The organism is Rhodanobacter sp. C03, assembly GCF_002001175.1.
Taxonomy (GTDB): domain Bacteria; phylum Pseudomonadota; class Gammaproteobacteria; order Xanthomonadales; family Rhodanobacteraceae; genus Rhodanobacter.
On record NZ_MUNT01000001.1, the window covers coordinates 68503 to 86406 of the forward strand.

11 protein-coding genes are annotated in these 17904 nt (G+C 62.6%); 9 read left to right on the forward strand and 2 right to left on the reverse strand.

The window, feature by feature from the left end; all coding sequences use genetic code 11:
• The first annotated feature begins 22 nt into the window (after positions 1 to 22).
• The 4 genes from B0E48_RS00265 to B0E48_RS00280 all read left to right on the forward strand — a co-directional run bounded on the left by B0E48_RS00265 (position 23) and on the right by B0E48_RS00280 (position 6582).
• Positions 23 to 1369, forward strand: a complete 1347-nt coding sequence (locus tag B0E48_RS00265) for a TolC family protein (protein ID WP_254423792.1) — start codon at positions 23 to 25, stop codon at positions 1367 to 1369.
• On the forward strand, positions 1366 to 2430 hold the full coding sequence (locus B0E48_RS00270) for an efflux RND transporter periplasmic adaptor subunit (RefSeq protein WP_077515467.1): 1065 nt from the start codon (positions 1366 to 1368) through the stop codon (positions 2428 to 2430). The genes B0E48_RS00265 and B0E48_RS00270 overlap by 4 nt, the downstream gene beginning before the upstream one ends.
• Complete coding sequence (locus B0E48_RS00275) at positions 2427 to 5477, forward strand: efflux RND transporter permease subunit (protein ID WP_077515468.1); 3051 nt, start codon at positions 2427 to 2429, stop codon at positions 5475 to 5477. Before B0E48_RS00270 ends, B0E48_RS00275 begins: the two co-directional genes overlap by 4 nt.
• A 73-nt stretch (positions 5478 to 5550) precedes the next feature.
• Positions 5551 to 6582 (forward strand): YncE family protein, encoded by a 1032-nt coding sequence (locus B0E48_RS00280; RefSeq protein ID WP_077515469.1) that lies wholly within the window; start codon positions 5551 to 5553, stop codon positions 6580 to 6582.
• Here B0E48_RS00280 and B0E48_RS00285 read toward each other — a convergent pair.
• Positions 6576 to 8015, reverse strand: a complete 1440-nt coding sequence (locus B0E48_RS00285) for an ATP-binding protein (protein ID WP_077515470.1) — start codon at positions 8013 to 8015, stop codon at positions 6576 to 6578. The two genes, B0E48_RS00280 and B0E48_RS00285, sit on opposite strands and share 7 nt — an antisense overlap.
• Positions 8012 to 8677 (reverse strand): response regulator, encoded by a 666-nt coding sequence (locus B0E48_RS00290; RefSeq protein WP_077515471.1) that lies wholly within the window; start codon positions 8675 to 8677, stop codon positions 8012 to 8014. The genes B0E48_RS00285 and B0E48_RS00290 overlap by 4 nt, the downstream gene beginning before the upstream one ends.
• A gap of 399 nt (positions 8678 to 9076) precedes the next feature.
• On the opposite strand from B0E48_RS00290, the gene B0E48_RS00295 reads away from it, so the two are divergent.
• The 5 genes from B0E48_RS00295 to B0E48_RS00315 all read left to right on the forward strand — a co-directional run bounded on the left by B0E48_RS00295 (position 9077) and on the right by B0E48_RS00315 (position 17432).
• Entirely contained in the window at positions 9077 to 10402 is a 1326-nt protein-coding gene (locus B0E48_RS00295; RefSeq protein WP_077515472.1) for an integrase arm-type DNA-binding domain-containing protein, read from the forward strand.
• 493 nt (positions 10403 to 10895) lie between these two features.
• On the forward strand, positions 10896 to 13388 hold the full coding sequence (locus B0E48_RS00300; protein ID WP_077515473.1) for a protease pro-enzyme activation domain-containing protein: 2493 nt from the start codon (positions 10896 to 10898) through the stop codon (positions 13386 to 13388).
• Positions 13389 to 13481: 93 nt separating this feature from the next.
• Positions 13482 to 15971, forward strand: coding sequence for a protease pro-enzyme activation domain-containing protein (locus B0E48_RS00305; RefSeq protein ID WP_168170264.1), 2490 nt, complete (start codon positions 13482 to 13484; stop codon positions 15969 to 15971).
• A gap of 99 nt (positions 15972 to 16070) precedes the next feature.
• A complete protein-coding gene (locus tag B0E48_RS00310) occupies positions 16071 to 16910 on the forward strand; it encodes an RHS repeat-associated core domain-containing protein (RefSeq protein WP_077515475.1) in 840 nt (279 codons plus the stop codon).
• A gap of 3 nt (positions 16911 to 16913) precedes the next feature.
• Positions 16914 to 17432, forward strand: coding sequence for a hypothetical protein (locus B0E48_RS00315; RefSeq protein ID WP_139350106.1), 519 nt, complete (start codon positions 16914 to 16916; stop codon positions 17430 to 17432).
• The last annotated feature ends 472 nt before the right edge of the window (positions 17433 to 17904 follow it).

Below are 17904 nucleotides of genomic sequence, written 5' to 3' on the forward strand. Positions count from 1 at the left end.
TCCGCTCAGGGTATTGATCGGCATGGCCGTCGCGCTGCTGTCTGCTTGCGCCACGTATGCGCCGGCGTCGCTCGGTGCCGGCGAGGGTGCAGCCAGCGTGATGCAGCTAACGGCGCCGGTAGCACCGATGCCGGCATTGGCGCTGCCGGAGCATCGTTTCGATCCATCGGATGGGCTCGATGTGACCGAAGTGGCGATGCTGGCGGTGGTCAACAGCCCGGCCTTGAAGGTCAAGCGCGACGAGCTCGGCATCGCCCGCGCGCAGGCGTTTTCCGCCGGCCTGCTGCCCGACCCGCAACTGAGTTTCGGCAAGGACTATCTCACTCATCCCGGCCCGGGCCTGAGCAGCGCGTACAACCTCGGTCTCAGCGAAGACGTCACCGCGCTGCTGACGCGATCCTCGCGTCGCGCGGCTGCGCGCAGCCAGGCCGAGCAGGTGAATCTCGCCTTGTTGTGGGCGGAATGGCAAAGCGTGGCACAGGCCCGATTGCTGTTCGATCAGGTACAGACCCTGCGTGCGCAGCAGGTGCGTCTTCGCATCGAGCAGGCGGCGCTGGCACCGCTCGAACCCGCCATCCACAAGGCCCTGCGTGCCGGCAATCTCACTTACGACGGTGCCAGCGTCGGCTTCAATGCCGGCGCGGATGTGCGCAAGCGTCTGGCCGACTCGGCGATCGCGCTGCATCAGGCGGAAACAGATCTGCATGTGCTGCTCGGGCTGGCGCCGAGCGCGCCGCTCGATCTGGTTGGCGCGCCGTATCGGGCCAGCCCGACGCCGGAGCAAGTGCAGCAGGCATTGGCCGACCTGCCGCGGCGGCGGCCCGATCTGCTCGCGCTGCAGGCCGGTTATCAATCGCAGGAGGCGAAGCTGCGCGCGGCCATACTCGCCCAGTTTCCGGCGCTGAACATCGGCTTCACTACCGCGCGCGATACCACCGACGTGTCCACCCGCGGCTTCAGCATCGGCATCACGTTGCCGCTGTTCGACCGCAACCGCGGCAACATCGCGATCGAGAAGGCTACCCGGCAGCAGTTGAAGGACGACTACGAAGCACGTGTGCTGGATACCCGCAGCGACATGCAGCGGCTCGTCGCCGATCTCGCCACGCTGACGCAGCAACGGGTGACACTGGCCGCTCACGCGCAGCAGCTGGACGCGGCCCGGCGTGCCGCCGAAACGGCGTGGCAGCAGCGCCTGCTGGACTGGCCGACGTACCTGGCCATCCGCGGCAATGCGCTGGGTACGGACCTCGACCTGCTCGACCTGCAACAGCAACAGGCCACCCGGGCGATTGCGCTGGAAGCCCTGCTCGGCAATACCGACCTCGCCACCGCCCATCCTGTCTCCGTCAAAGCAGCCATGCCATGAACCGTACCGTCCCTTTGCCGAATCTGTGCGCGCTGTTGCTGGTTGGGCTGCTGGCAGGCTGCAGCCATGGTGCCGCGAGTGATGATGACGCTGCCGCTCCGGCTGGCCAGGTCGCGGTGACAACGGCGACGCCAGTGCAGCAAACCTTCCACGACACCGTCGAGGCCTGGGGCAGCGCGACCGGCGATCCGCAGCACGCCCGCACGATCAGTCTCGCGCATGGCGGCCAGGTGATTGCCGTGAACGTGGCTGCCGGGCAGACCGTCAGACGCGGTCAGCCGCTGTTGACGGTTACTCCCGATCCGGCGGCAAGAAACACCTATCAACAGGCGCAGAGTGCGCTGACCCTGGCCAATGGCGAGCTCAAGCGCACCGAACAACTGGCTGCGCAACGGCTGGCCACGCAGTCGCAACTGGCCGCCGCGCGCCAGGCGCTGGCTGATGCCAAGACGGCACTCGATGCGCAGCACGCGCTTGGCGGCGGTTCAGCCGAGGAAGCCGTCACGGCTCCCGCCGATGGTGTGGTCACGACGCTCAGCGTGGGGCTGGGCGATCGCCTTGCGGCGAATGCCCCGTTGTTCGGTTTCACGCCCGCGCATGCACTGGTCGCCCAGCTCGGCGTGCAGCCGGAGGATGCGGCGAAACTGCATGCGGGCATGCCGGTGCAACTGCGCAATGTGTATGACGCGACCGGGTTTGTCGGCACGCTGCGGATGATCGGACAGTCGGTTGACCCGCAGAGTCATCTGCTGAGTGCCCAGGTCGAGCTTCCCGCCGAAGCCAGTGCGACGCTGCTGGCCGGTAGTGCCGTCGATGCGCAGATCCGCACGGCCGATTTCAGCGCATGGGCCGTCCCGCGTGCCGCGGTGCTGCATGACGGGCACGGCGACTATCTGTTCCAGGTCGAGCATGGCCATGCCAAACGTATCGCGGTGAAACTGCGCAGTCCGGACGGCGATACCGTCGGCGTGCAGGGTGCGCTCGATGCGCAGGCCAAAGTGGTCGTTCTCGGCGCCTACGAACTCAATGACGGCGATGCGGTGCGGGAGTCCGCCCAGTGAGCATCACCGCATGGATGCAGCGGCATCGTCGTTCGCTGTTGTTTCTCCTCCTGATGCTGACGATCGGCGGACTCGCCAGCGCGTTGCTGATGCCGGTGGCGCTGTTTCCGAACGTGGCATTCCCGCGCGTGCAGCTGACCCTGGATGCGGGCGATCGTCCGGCCGACCAGATGGCGATCGAGGTGACCACGCCGGTGGAGGAGGCGATCCGGCGCGTGCACGGCGTGCGCGACGTGCGTTCCACCACCGGTCGCGGCAGCGCCGATGTCGCGGTGACATTCGACTGGGGCGCGGACATGAGCGCGGCGCTGCAGGAGGTCAATGCGGCGGCCGGACAGATCCTGCCGCAGCTGCCTGCCGGCACCCAGTTGTCCACTCGGCGAATGGACCCGACCACCTTTCCGGTGCTGGCCTACAGCCTGCGTTCGCATACGCAGTCGCCGGGTGCCTTGCATGACCTGGCCGAATATCAGCTGCGCCCGCTGCTGAGCGGCATCAATGGCGTGGCCCAGGTCGAGGTGCAAGGTGGCGAGGTGGCCGAGTTCCATGCCGATGTCGATCCCGGCAAGCTGCGTGCGTTGAACCTGAGCCTTGGCGATGTCACCGGCGCGGTCAGCCATGCGGCCACGATCCAGGCGATGGGCCGCGTTTCCGATCACTACAAGCTGTACCTGCTGCTGGCGAACAACCAGCCGAGCACCGTCGCGGCATTGCGCGACGTCGTGGTTCGTGCCGGCCCCGCCGGGGTGGTGCGGCTGGCTGATGTGGCGGCGGTGAGTCTCGATCATGTGCCGCAGTGGATTCGCGTCAACGCGGATGGCCAGAACGCGGTGCTTCTGCAGATCTATCAGCAGCCTGATGGCAACAGCGTACAGATCGCCAACGAGGTGAAACAGCGACTGGCCGACTACGCGCCGCAGATGCCGGTCGGCGTACAGATCGCCAACTGGTACGACCAGACCCAGCTGGTGACCGGTGCGGCCAGCAGCGTGCGCGACGCGATCCTGATCGGCATCGTGCTGGCTGGGCTGGTGCTGTTCGTGTTCCTGCGCAATACGCGGGTGATCCTGGTCGCGCTGATCGTGGTGCCGGCGGTGCTGGCGATCACCGTGCTGCTGCTGTCCGTACTGGGCATGAGCTTCAACATGATGACGCTGGGCGGCATGGCCGCAGCGGTCGGCCTGATCATCGACGACGTCATCGTGATGCTCGAGCACATCATGCGCCGGCTCAATCAGGGCGAAGGTGAAGTACACGAACGTATCGCCGGCGCCGCGTGGGAGTTCACCCGGCCATTGACCGGTTCCAGTGCCGCTACCGTGGTGATCTTCCTGCCGCTGGCGTTCCTGACCGGCGTCACTGGCGCGTTCTTCAAGGCGCTGTCGCTGACCATGGCCAGTGCGCTGATCATTTCGTATCTGCTGACCTGGATCGCGGTACCGTTGCTGGCCGAGCGCTTTCTGGACAAGCGCCATTCGGTCGAACACCCGCAAGGTCGTTTTGCCAAGAGCATGATGGAGCGCTATCAGAACGTGCTGCAGCGCTGGCTGCATCGGCCGTTGCTGGTGTTGTTGCTGGTGCTGCCGCTGCTGCTGGTCGGCGGGATTGCCTTTACCCGCGTCGGCACCGGTTTCATGCCGCAGATGGACGAGGGCGGTTTCATTCTCGATTACCTGTCCAAGCCCGGCACTTCGCTGGAGGAAACCGACCGCTTGCTGCGGCAGGTCGAGACGATTATCCGCGCGAACCCGAATATCGACACCTACTCGCGACGTACCGGCCTGCAGCTGGGCGGCGGCCTCACCGAGGCGAATCAGGGCGACTTCTTCGTGCGCCTGAAAAACGGCTCACGTCCCTCGACCGAAGAAGTGATGACGCAGGTGCGCACCGAAGTCGAGCAGAAAGTGCCGGGGCTGGACATCGAGTTGTCGCAGTTGATGGAGGATCTGATCGGCGATCTGGTGGCGGTGCCGCAGCCGATCGAGATCCAGCTGTACAGCGATGATCCCGCGGAGCTGGCGGCGACTGCCGGCAAGGTCGCCGACGCGATCGGCAAGATTACCGGTGTGGTGGGCGTGCGCGACGGCATCAACCCGGCCGGTGATGCATTGACTGTGCAGGTCGATCCGGCCAGGGCTGCGCTGGAAGGACTCGATCCGACCAGTGTCACCGATCAGGTCGCGGCAGCGATCGATGGTACGGTGGCCGCCCAGTTGCCGGAAGGCGGCAAGGTGGTCGGTGTACGCGTTCGGCTGCCGGAGAATTATTACCAGCGACTGGAACAGGTTGCCGCGCTGCCGATACGCGCAGGCGATGGTCACTTGCTGCCGCTGTCGCGCGTGGCCACGCTGCAGCAGGTGCAGGGCCAACCGGAAATCACCCGCGACAATCTCAAGCGGATGGACGCCGTCACCGGCCTGATCAGCGGGCGCAGCCTCGGCGCCACCATCGTCGACATCAAGAAAGTACTCGCCCAGCCGGGCCTGCTGCCGAAAGGCATGTTCGTCCAGCTTGGCGGCCTGTACCAGCAACAGCAGCAGGCGTTCCGCGGCCTGACCATCGTGATGCTGGCGGCGATCGCGCTGGTATTCACCCTGCTGCTGTTCCTGTACGAGAGTTTCCGCGTGGCGTTGGCGATCCTGGCGATGCCGTTGCTGGCGATCCCGGCAGTCTTCGCCGGGCTGTGGCTGACCGGCATCGAGCTCAACATCTCGGCGATGATGGGCATGACGATGATCGTCGGCATCGTCACCGAAGTGGCGATCTTCTATTTCTCCGAACTCGAGCAGGCCGCTGCCGAGGCGCCGTTGCACGATGCCCTGCGTGCGGCTGGCCAGCACCGCACGCGACCGATCCTGATGTCCACGCTGGCGGCGATCCTCACCTTGCTGCCGCTGGCGCTTGCACTCGGTGAAGGTTCACAGATGCAGCAGCCGCTGGCCGTGGCGATCATCGCCGGGCTGCTGGTGCAGGTGCCGTTGGTGCTGCTGGTGATGCCGGTGTTGTATTCGTTGTTGCGGCGTCGCGATACAGAAAAAGTCGGCTAAGGCATGCATAAGCCTGCACCGGCATTCTGCAGTGGCGAGCTCCCCACTTTCCCCGCTCATTCGAGGTGTCACCATGCAACTACGCTTAAGCAGTTTTATCCCGGCGCTGCTCGCGCTGGCGTGCCTTCCGCACGTGGCCCTGGCGGATACGCCGGCGCCGGCCTATCAGGTGCTTTCGCGGCTGCCGCTGACTGGAGAGGGTGGCTGGGATTATTTGAGTTTCGATGCGCAGCACCGTCATCTCTTCGTGAGTCGTGGCGATCGCGTGCTGGTGATCGATGTCGATCAGGATAAACAGGTCGGCACGATCGCCGACACCCAGGGTGTGCACGGCATTGCGATCGCGCCCGATCTGCAGCGCGGCTATACCAGCAATGGCAAGAGCGCGTCGGTAACCGTGTTCGATCTGGGCTCGTTGAAAACCGTCGCGACGATCACCGGCACTGGCGAGAAGCCCGATGCGATCGTCTATGACGGCGCCTCGCATCACGTGTTCACCTTCAACGGCAAGAGTGGCACGGCCAGCGTGATCGACCCGGCCAGGAATGCCGTGATCGGCACCATCGCGCTGCCCGGCAAGCCGGAGTTCGCGGTATCCGATGGTGCGGGCCACGTCTACGCGAATATCGAGGACAAGTCCGAGCTGGTGCAGATCGACACGACCAGCAACAAGGTGCTGCATACCTGGCCGCTGGCGCCGTGCGAATCGCCAAGCGGCTTGGCCATCGACACCACGCATCACCGCCTGTTCTCGGTATGCGACAACCGCACGATGGCGATCACCGATGCCACGAGCGGTCATCAGGTGGCGACCGTCGCGATCGGCGATGGCCCGGATGCGGTGGTGTTCGATGCGGCCGAGGCGATGATCTACAGCTCCAATGGCGAGAGCGGCACGATCACCGCGGTGCATGAGAACGATCCGGATCACTTCAGCGTGGCAGCCACGATTCCCACGCAGACCAGCGCGCGCACGCTCGCGCTAGATCCGAAGCAGCACATGCTGTATCTCTCTGCAGCACGTCTGGGTGCCACCAAGCAGGCCAACGGCCGGCCGACGATCGAGCCGGACAGCTTCAGCATTCTGACCGTCGGACGTCACTGAGCCGGTGTGATCAAGTCGCTGTCGTCGCGGGCAGCGGCTTTCGACGACAGCGGGATCGCCACGTGTACCCGCAAGCCCTGGCCGTAAGGCGAATCGAGCAACTCGATCGTGGCGCCGTGCAACTGCGCCGCACGCTGCACGATCGACAGGCCCAGCCCGTAGCCGTCGCCACGTCCGCCCGCTTCGCGATGGAAGCGGGCGAACACGCTGGCGCGGCGCTCCGCTGGAATGCCGGGGCCATCGTCGATGACGTCCACCAGCGCGTCGTGCTCACCCCGATCAATCGACAGCTGAACCTGGCCGCCCGCGGGCACATGGCGCAAGGCGTTTTCCAGCAGGTTGCGCAGCAGGGCTGCGATGGCTGCCTCGTAACCCTGGATGATCACTTGCGACGCATGTCGCGCCACGCTGAGCTCCACGCCACTCTCGGCAATCACCGGCGCCAGTTCCTCGACCACGTCCATGGCGATGGCGACCAGATCGACGTTCGCGCGCTGAGCTGACGCCGCACCCGACTCCAGCCGGGCCAGCGCCAATAGCTGCTCGATGCGCCGGGCCAGTGCCGCTACACCATGCTGGGCGTTCGCCAGCGTCGCGTTTGCCTCGACCGGATCGGTCGTCGTCATCGCGCTTTCCAGATTGATCATGGCTGAGGCGAGCGGCGTGCGCAGCTCATGCGCCACATCCGCACTGAAGCGGCGTTCGCGTTCCAGCGCATCCTCCATGCGCACGAACTGTCCGTTCAGCGCGGTCAGCACCGGTTGCAGTTCCAGTGGCGCATCAGGCAATACCACCGGCTCGCGGCTACCCGGCTCCCGTGCGGACAAGGCCCGTGTCAATGATTCGAGCGGACGCAGGCCGCGCCGCACGGCCCAACCCACCAGCAGGGCAAGCAGCGGCAGGCCGATCAGCAACGGCAGGCTGTGCTCCAGCCACATGGAGTGGGTGATCTCGTGGCGGCTGTCATAGCGCTCGCCGGTACGAATCACGATGTCGTCGGCGATATCGTGCAGCGTGAATACGCGCCAGCTGTAACCGCCCTGTTGCACATCCTGGAAATTCGCATCGCTGGCTGCCGGTGGCGGCAACGACGCCAGGTTCGCGGTCGCCAGCAGCACTTGCCCTGAGTGATCGAAGATCTGAAAACCAACCTCGGACTCATGCGTATGACCGCGTGCTTTCATCGGTCTGGGATAGGTCGCCTCGATCGGTACCTGGATGCCTTCGGCATCATGCTCACGGATGGCATGCATGCCGGCATGCTCGATCAACACCTGCAGCGTGCGGGCCGACTGCGCCAGGCGCCCGTCGGATAGTTCGTCCACCTCGGCAATGGTCCGACGGAAGCTCATCACGCCCAACGGCAGCAAGACCGCAGCAAGCACAACGATGATCAGCCAGCGCAGCCTGGCATGCAGGCTGGCAAGTCTCACTTCGGCTCCCTTGGAATCATGTAGCCGAACCCCCGTACGGTCTGGATCGTGTCGAAACTCAGCTTGCGGCGCAGCGTGTGCACCAGCACTTCCAGCGCGCTGCTGCCGACTATGTTGTCGATACCGTACAACGAATTCTCCAGGCTCTCGCGGCGCACCAGCCGGCCGGCGCGCTCCATCAGGATCTGCAGCAGGGAGAACTCGCGCCGGGTCAGTTCGATACGCTCACCACGAAAGGCAACTTCAGATGTGCCCAGATCGATGCTCAGCGCGCCGACCTCGATGCGGTTCGCGGCCAGGCCGTGTGCACGTCGGGTCAGCGAACGAATGCGCGCACCCAGTTCGTCGAGGTGGAACGGCTTGATCAGGTAGTCGTCGGCACCGGCATCCAGGCCACGCACACGGGCTTCCAGCGCATCACGCGCCGTCATCACGATCACTGGTGTCTTCACGTGGGAACGCCGCGCCTCGAGCAGCACGTCCAGGCCATCCTTGCCGGGCAGGCCCAGATCCAGCAACACGAGGTCGGCCGTCTGGTCACGCAGTGCGATCAGCGCTTCGCGACCATCGCGCAGCCAGCTCACCGTATAGGCAAGACGCTCCAGTGCGCGCTGGATGGCGGCGCCAAGCTGGGGATCGTCTTCCACCAGGATGATATGCACGAACGGACTCCTTCGATTCGACCGTGTCACGCCATGATCGGCATGAAGGCGCTGCGCCTACCGGGTGGATTATCCGGTGATCCGCTTACGAAGTGCTTAAGGCAGAGCGGCAGCTGCGAAAACGAATGGGATGCAGTTCTGTTCGCAGCACGCAACTGGCTTGCCATCCCATTCCATGACCATAAACCGCAAAAGGGTCTGATACATCCCGATGTCATTCCTGTGCGTATCCGGAATGTACCCGAGCCGGTGCCGGGAGACCGGTCGTTCTGAAGCCCGCGCGGGAAAGAGGTCAGGCTATCTCTCAAGGCAGACGCTGCTTAGCGAGATTGGCAATTGATCTCGGACGGGGCATGCTTGGGGGCATCGAAAGCATACGAAATGGTGGTGTGAAACAACATGCCTCTGACCCACGCCGCAATACGTATGGCCAAGGCGGCCGAGAAACCCCAGCGTCTCTACGACGGCGGTGGTTTGTATGTGGAGGTATCCCCAGCGGGTAGCAAGCTTTGGCGGCTGAAATACCGTTACGGTGGCAAAGAGAAGCGCCTGTCGCTGGGGACTTTTCCGGAAATCGGGGTGAAGGAGGCTCGCGGGAAGCGTGACGCGGCGCGTTTGATGCTGGCTGAGGGGGTCGATCCGGGCGAGCATCGAAAAGTCGCAAAGGGCGCCGGCGCCAAGGGCATGGCTGAGGTGCCGACGCAGGAACAGATCGCGTTGCCATCTCCGACCTGGACGAGATCGCTGGAGGCTCTTGGCGTCAGTGAACTGGAAGAGCGCGCCTATGGCATTGTCCTGGAGCAGCATACGGCGACGATGGAAGACGTGGCAGCCGCGCTCGGCCTGCCACCGAACAAAGCGCAGTGGTTGCTTGACGCTATTGAATCCTATGGACTGGCATCCCACTCGCCCGAACGGCCGCCGCGCTATATCGCCGTTCCACCGGAAGTCGCTGTCGAAGCGCTGATCAACCAACGCCAGTCCGGGCTTGAAAAGGCACGACTCGCCATACCGAAACTCAAGAGCCGGGCCAAGCTGAACGTGGACGCGGAAGAACGTGAGCAGGTTGTGGAAGTCATCAACAGCGGTGCCGTACTCGCCCAGGTTGTTGATCGCTTGTTCAAGGCGGTCAAGCACGAAATTATTGGTTTCCAACGGGCCCCGCTTTATTTTCCGCGCGATTCGGAACCGGTGCTGCCAGGCACGCAAGCAAAAGTTGTATCCGATGCCAGCTTTCTTGAGATACCGGGTGCGATCGAGAGTTTGCGGCACTCGATAGAAATGGGCGAAGAGGCCAGAACATGCGCCGTGCTTCCGTTCAAGATGCTTGTGGTCGATCGGCGCCTGGGCCTCATCAATTTACATTCCGACAATATGGGCGGCGCTGCCTTGCTGGTACGCCCGTCTGCCTTGCTTGATGCCATGTGCATGCTTTTCGATCTGGTCTGGGAGCGGGCAACGCCCTTCGTGACGGAAACTTCCGGGACGCTGGAGGTGAGTCATCCCTCCTCCCGGTTGACGAAGGCGGCTGAGCAGTTGATTCCCTTGCTGGCGGCAGGGCTCAACGACAAAGCGATCGCCGCTGAAATGAACATATCCGCGATGACGCTCAATCGACGTGTCGGTGAACTCTTGAAGCATTACGGGATACGTACGCGTTTCCAGCTGGGCTGGCATGCAGCCATGGACATGTATCCGACCGGCAGGCCGCAAGCCCAGGTATAGCAATCGGCTGTCTGATGGAACGTGCCTTGCGGCAAGCTATCGCAAGTTATTGCGATTCATCCAAATAGACGGCTAAACGGCTGGTAGATATCTACCAAAGTGGGAAATCCATCAGCACATTCGGTTGCGCACGTCGGTGTCTGTGTCAATACTCGAATCGACGGTAGGGAAAAGACGGCTTCAAGACAGGATGGTTTCCAAAGCATTGTCGAGGGAGTGTTTGCCGACAGCCGCAATATCCTGAGGGATACCGTCGTAGATCTTGTTCAGTATGCGTGCGCTCTTTGGCGGTTTATACCGCCAAGGACCGGGGGAGTGTGCGCAATGCATTGAACAGGTATGGATGTTTTGCCTTCCGGGTTGAATTTCCCTAGCAGTGCAAGACGCCCGCAGGATGTGGCAACGCTGTGCAGGCAAGGTGCTGTTCGCAAGATAGATCCAACAAGTGCGCCATCGACTTTTGACCAACTTACGCAACGGGGTTGTATCCACCATGAAGCAGGGTTATTTCATTCTCAGTGCTGCCATCGCAGCGGTGCTCGCCGGCGCGCCGGTCCTGGCGCAGCCGATGGCTGCAGGCAATCTCGTCACGGCAGCCGGTACCGGCGAGGCGCCGCGTATCACCCAGACGATCAACAACCTGCTGGTGTCCCCGGTGGCGAAGACCCACCTCAAGTTTGTCGAGACGACGGCGCCGGTCAAGTCACTGGCCGATACGTTCACGATGAATCACCTGCAGCTGGTGCTCAAGCCGAGCGCTGCGCGGCAGGCGGCCCTGACCAGCCTGATCGCCGACCAGCACAACCCGAAGTCGTCGAGTTTCCAGAAATGGCTGAGCCCGGAGCAGTTCGGTGCCTCCTATGGCGTGGCCGACAGCGACGTCGCCGCGGTCACGTCGTGGCTGAAGTCGCAGGGCTTCACCGTCAACAACGTGTACCCGAACAAGACCCAGATCGATTTCAGCGGCACCGTCGGTCAGCTGAAGGCGGCGTTCCATACCCAGGAAAACATCTACAACCTCGACAACGGCGGCACCGCCAAGGAACAGCACATCGCCAACGCCGGCGACATCAGCATTCCGCTGGCGTTGAAGGATGTGGTGGCCGGTGTGATGGGCCTCAATGATTTCCATCCGAAGCCGATGAACAAGCCGATCAAGGCTGCCAAGTGGGACGCCACCAAGAAATCTCTGGTACTCAGCCAGCCGAAGGCTCCCAGCATCGGCAATGGCAAGAGCCAGGCGATCAGCGTGAGCGGTAACGGAGATAATCCGCAGGGTACGATCCGCGGCCTGGTGCCCAACGATCTGGCGACCATGTACGGCATCAACACGATTCGCGGCAATGGCGTGACGGGCAAGGGCGTCACCATCGCGGTGGTCGAAGACCAGGACATGGTGCCGGCGGACTGGACCAATTTCACCACCGTCTTCAACCTGGCCAAATTCGGCGGTACTTTCAACCAGTTCAACCCGGCGCCACCCAGCGGCCCCAACAATTGCGCCGATCCTTCGGTGAGATTCTTCGGCGAGTCCGATGAAACCGTGCTCGATGCTGAGTGGTCCACTGCCATCGCACCGAGTGCGAACATCTGGGTCGCCACCTGCTCGGATTACACCGCGGACTTCTCCGGTTACTCGACCAGCAACTCCTTCGGTGGCGTGTATCTCGCGGCGGACAACCTGGTCAATGCCCCGAACGGCAGCCGTCCCGACATCATCAGCACCAGCTACGGCTACGGCGAGTACTTTGTCGACAGCGCCAGCAAGAGCGCGATTGACCTGATGTGGGCGCAGGCCGATGCCGAGGGCATTTCGGTGTTCGTGTCCACCGGGGACTCCGGCTCCAACCCCAGCTTCAACGGTGGCCTGATCAACGGCCAGCAGGGCAACGCGGCGGTCGATGCCAACGCGTTTGCGACCTCGCCGAACGACACCGCCGTCGGTGGTACCGATCTGGCCGACATCCTCGATGGCACCACCAGCAAGTACTTTGCGGCAACGCCGAGCGTGGTGGGCGGCTCGGCACTGTCCTATGTGCCGGAGATTCCGTGGAACCAGTCGTGCGGCAACGGCGTGGCCGCCACGTCGCTGGGCTACGCGTCGGCGATCGGTTTCTGCAATGCCGCCATGGCTACCTGGCTGGAGAATCTGCCGACTCCGCCGACCACCTTGATGCAGTACTACCAGACCACCTGGGAAACTTCCGAAGGCGGCAGCGGTGGTCCGTCCTCGGTCGATCGCAAGCCGACCTGGCAGCGCCAGGTCTACAACGCGGCGCCGGACCAGTCGCGTGACCTTCCGGACGTGGCGTTGTTTGCTGGTTCGTTTGGCGATGCCACCTACGTGGTCGTCTGCGCGTCATCCGTGGCGTGCAGCTCGAACTTCACCCCCGGCACGACAGCCGATCCGAATCCTAGCGACGTCGGCCTCACCGGCGGCACGTCGCTGGCCGCACCGATGTTCGCCGGCATCCAGGCGTTGATCGATCAGGGTCTGGCGGCGCGTGGTCTGAACCAGGATCAGGGCAATGCGGCACCGACGCTGTATGCGCTGGCGGCCAACGAATACGGCACCGCGTCGCAACCGAATGCGGCGAGCCTGAGCACCTGCAACGCCAACAACGGCGCCACCGGCACGAGCGGCTGCGTGTTCCACAATGTCACCCGCGGTTCGATGTCCAGCGCCTGTATCAGCCAGACGGGTACGGGTGCGTACGCTGCGCAATCGTTCGTGACGCCGAATTGCTATTACTACAACTCCTTCCTTTACGTGGGCACGGCAGGAAGTGCCGATACGGTGACGGTCAATGTCGGCCTCACCACCAGCGACGCCAATCCCACCAGCTATACCCCGTCGAACAAGGCGTTCAGTGCCCAGCCGGGCTGGAGCTTTGCGGCCGGTCTGGGTTCGGTGAATGCCACCAACCTGCTGATCGCCTGGCGTGCCTTCGTGGGCGCTCCAGCAGCACCGCCACCGGCGCCGTAATGAAACCACGCTTGCAAGCTGATGGTTGATGGAAGCCACGGGCTCCATCGCCATCAACTTTTCGACCAACTATGCAAAGGGGTTATATCCACCATGAAGCAAGGGCATTTGATTCTCAGCGCCGCCATCGCCGCAGCGCTCGCCGGTGCACCGGCCTTGGCGCAGCCGGTAGCAGCGAACAATTTTGCATCGGCAACCGGCGAGGCGCCGCGCATCACCCAGACGATCAACAACCAGCTGGTGTCCCCGCTGGCGAAGACGCACCTCAAGTTCGTTGAGACGACCGTACCGGGCAAGCCACTGGCTGATTCATTCAAGATGAACCACCTGCAGCTGGTGCTCAAGCCGAGCGCCGCGCGGCGGGCCGCGCTGACCAGCCTGATCGCCGACCAGCACAACCCGAAGTCGTCCAGCTTTCACCAGTGGCTGACCCCGGAGCAGTTCGGTGCAGCCTATGGCGTGATGGACAGCGACGTCGCAGCGGTCACGTTGTGGCTGAAGTCGCAGGGCTTCACCGTCAACAACGTGTATCCGAACAAGACCCAGATCGATTTCAGCGGCACCGTCGGTCAGCTGAGGGCGGCGTTCCATACCCAGGAAAATATCTACAACCTCGACAACGGCGGCACCGCCAAGGAACAGCACATCGCCAACGCCGGCGACATCAGCATTCCACTGGCGTTGAAGGATGTGGTGGCCGGTGTGATGGGTCTCAATGACTTCCATCCGCAGCCGATGAGCACGCCGATCAAGGGTGCCAAGTGGGACGCTACCAGGAAATCCCTGGTGCTCAGCCAGCCGAAGGCTTCCAGCAACGCTGGCGGCAAGGGCCAGGCGATCAGCGTGAGTTATCCGGGAGCCAACCCGCAAGGCACCCTCCGTGCCCTGGTGCCGAACGATTTGGCGACCATGTACGGCATCCCCACCATCCGCGCCAATGGCGTGACGGGCAAGGGCGTCACCATCGCGGTGGTCGAAGGTTCCGACATGGTGCCGGCGGACTGGGCCAATTTCGTCAGCACCTTCAACCTGGCGAAATACGGCGGTACCTTCAGCCAGTTCCAGCCGGCGCCTAGCAGCGGCGCCACCAATTGCTATGACCCGGACGTGGTATACGGCGGCCAATTGGACAATGACGAACCCGTGCTGGATGCGGAATGGTCGACGGCGATGGCGCCGGGCGCGAACATTCAGGTGGCTTCCTGCTCGGACTTCTACGCCGAGAACGGCAACTACTACTACGCAACCAGCAATTTCTTTGGCGGTGTATTCATCGCGGCGACCAATCTGGTCAACGAAACGAGCGGCCGTCCCGACATCATCAGTGCCAGCTATCAATATGGCGAATACTTCACCGACAGCGCCAGCAAGACGGCGATCGACCAGATGTGGGCGCAAGCCGACGTCGAGGGTATTTCGGTGTTCGTCGCCACCGGCGACTCCGGCTCCAACCCGAGCTTCGGCTCGATATTCGACTTCTCCACGATCAACGGCCAGCAAGGCAATACCGCGGTCGATGCCAACGCGCTCGCGACTTCGCCGAACGACACCGCCGTCGGCGGTACCGACCTGGCCGACATCATCGATGGCACCACCAGCAAGTACTTCGCAGCCACGCCGAGCGTCGTCGGTGGCTCGGCGCTCTCCTATGTACCGGAGATTCCGTGGAACAATTCGTGCGGCAATGGTGTGGCCGCCAAGTCGCTGGGCTACGCCAAGGTGATCGGCTTCTGCAATGACGCCGTGCGTTATTACCTCCACCCGCCCGCCTTGCTGACCCCCTTGGCCTACTACGAGTACTACTGGGAAAGCTCCGCAGCCGCCAGCGGTGGCCCGTCGTCGGTCGACCGCAAGCCGACCTGGCAAAGTCAGGTCTACAACGCGGCAGCGGACCAGTCGCGTGACGTTCCTGACGTGGCGTTGTTCGCTGGCTCGTTTGGCAATGACACCTTCGTGGCGGTGTGCTCGGCGGGCTACGTGTGCACCCCGGATTTCAGCCCCGGCACGCCAACAAATCCGGATCCGAGCGGCGCCAGCGTCGGCCTCATCAGCGGCACGTCGCTGTCTGCACCGATGTTCGCCGGCATCCAGGCGTTGATCGATCAGGGTCTGGCGGCGCGTGGCCTGCCCCAGGATCAGGGCAATGCAGCACCGACGCTGTATGCGCTGGCGGCCAACGAATACGGCACCGCGTCACAGCCGAACTCGGCGAGCCTGAGCACCTGCAATGCCGACAATGGTGCCACCGGTACGAGTGGCTGCGTGTTCCACAATGTCACCCGCGGTTCGATTTCCACCGCCTGTATCAGTCAGACGGGTACAGGTGTGTACGCCAGTCAGACGTTCGCGACGCCGAATTGCTATTACTACAACTCCTTCGTTGTCCAAAACACGGGTTTCGACACCCTGTCGGTCAATGTCGGCCTCACCACCAGCGACGCCAACCCCACCAGCTATACCCCGTCCAACAAGGCGTTCAGTGCCCAGCCGGGCTGGAGCTTTGCCTCGGGTCTGGGTTCGGTGAACGCCACCAACCTGCTGATCGCATGGCGTGCCTTCGCCAAGGCACCGCCTGCACCCTGACTTTCAAGCATTGAAGTTGGCCATGTGTGTTACCTGGCGGCTGGATGCCGCCGGGTTCTTTTTGGGGATGCCTCTCGCTGGTCAAGCGGACGCAGGGGCGTGTATTCCGATCCGCTGGGCACGCCGTTGGCGGAGGCCAGTACCAGTGGCAGCATTACGGCGACGTACCACTACGCGCCGTATGGTACCCAAGTGATGGGCATGCCGCCGAGCGGGCCGGGGTATACGGGGCATGTGAATGATCCCGACACGGCGTTGGTTTACATGCAGCACCGATATTACGACCCATCGATGGGGCGTTTTCTGAGTGTCGATCCGAAGACTCCCACTGCCGGCAACCCGTTCGACTTCAACCGATTCGCCTACGTCAACGACAACCCCATCCTCAACATCGACCCCGATGGCACCACCTGCACGCCATCGGTGAGAGGGCTCTATAGCTGCCAGTTGGACGGTAACAAAGGAGGGCTTTCCGCCAAACAGATCCAGGCTGTGAAAAAGGCTTACACCAACGCGGTCAACCGTCTGAACTCACACCCCGGTGTCACGACAACGGTCACCGTGAAGGGTGTGTCCTTTCAGGCCAGAGCCGGCGATGTGGCAAGCGGGTTAGTCAACGCCAGAGTGGACACGGGTCCGGTATCTGCCTCTGCACGGGCGCAGACGCTGGGCGGCGGTCTGGCAGCAACCAGCAATTACTACCTTAACTACACGCCAGAGACCATGATTTTCAAGAATGCGGTGACGTCCGACCGTAACGGTGGTACGGCAAACATCGCGACCGATCTGGAGCGAACCTTTGTGCATGAAGGGATCCATACACTTCCGAAAGAAAGCGCCTTAAAAAATGTTTACTACGGCAATATGAAGGGCTGGAACGCCCTCCATCAGGATGAATACAATGAAGCCGCTGACAAGCTTTATTATGGGAGTAAATAAACCATGCAACGCGTTGTCGCACTTGTCGCAGTGGTTGTCACCTTGGTTTCCGGTCTGATCCCGGCGGCGCACGGTGTCGAGCAGGCTAGGGGCTATATTTATGATGGGACCGTTGGACCCAACAACCTAGCCATCGTCATCGATGTCGCGAAAGGTTGGGTGGATATGCAACGTAAGGTGCGCGCACGCATTGGCTCTATGGATAGTGATTTTGGCGTTAGTTACGAAGATTGCGGTAATGAAGCCTTTTACTGTATGACTAGCGGGCTGGAGATCGTCATTCCGAAAGCCATGCCGATGAAGCAGTGGAAGTACCACGGTCTGTCCTGCCAAAGCGTCGCCCAGCCCGGAGGTGACGCCTACCGCATCACGTGTCGGTCCCCTAAGTACCGCGGGCACCCTACCTACACGTATTCGCTCTCTCGTGGCGTCGTATCCATCGAGAGTGCTCCCATATGGTCGGGGGACAGGTTCGAGTTACGCAGTGAACGGGGGCTGTTTTCGCCGGGGAACAATCCCTAGCGCCTTGCGCTCTCATGGTGTCCACGGAGCCGGCAGCAGTCCACACGCATCCGAGAAAATGAGTGACGAATGCCGCGCAGACGGTGGTGCGGAGCGCGCAGAACTGACTGTTCACGAGAAACGTCACGCTATCGAACTCGGCGCCACTACGATGTCGGCGGCCGACGAACGGCGCTGACCAATACGTTCCCGGCTGATCAACTGCTAATAGCCCATCTGGACAGCTTTTGTCAGAGTGCACGCCGGCTATCCCATTTCGATCTGAAACCAAGCCGGATCATTTGGGCCATGCCAAGGTATTGGAGACGAGCAAACTTTCTTGGGTGTTCATTTAAGTTTGCGCAACCGCGCAAACTTAAATGAAATGCGCAAAAGTGCTTAAGGTGGAAGTTGAGGAATGGGCCCACCAGGATTCGAACCTGGAACCAAGGGATTCGCGTATTCCGAAGGTTTCCCTCCGGCGCGGACTATC

Bases quoted from the DNA above. Each gene is read 5' to 3' on its own strand.
- B0E48_RS00265 (WP_254423792.1), top strand. From the start codon at position 23: ATGGCCGTCGCGCTGCTGTCTGCTTGCGCCACGTATGCGCCGGCGTCG.
- B0E48_RS00315 (WP_139350106.1), top strand. From the start codon at position 16,914: ATGCAACGCGTTGTCGCACTTGTCGCAGTGGTTGTCACCTTGGTTTCC.
- B0E48_RS00295 (WP_077515472.1), top strand. From the start codon at position 9,077: ATGCCTCTGACCCACGCCGCAATACGTATGGCCAAGGCGGCCGAGAAA.
- B0E48_RS00300 (WP_077515473.1), top strand. From the start codon at position 10,896: ATGAAGCAGGGTTATTTCATTCTCAGTGCTGCCATCGCAGCGGTGCTC.
- B0E48_RS00305 (WP_168170264.1), top strand. From the start codon at position 13,482: ATGAAGCAAGGGCATTTGATTCTCAGCGCCGCCATCGCCGCAGCGCTC.
- B0E48_RS00280 (WP_077515469.1), top strand. From the start codon at position 5,551: ATGCAACTACGCTTAAGCAGTTTTATCCCGGCGCTGCTCGCGCTGGCG.
- B0E48_RS00270 (WP_077515467.1), top strand. From the start codon at position 1,366: ATGAACCGTACCGTCCCTTTGCCGAATCTGTGCGCGCTGTTGCTGGTT.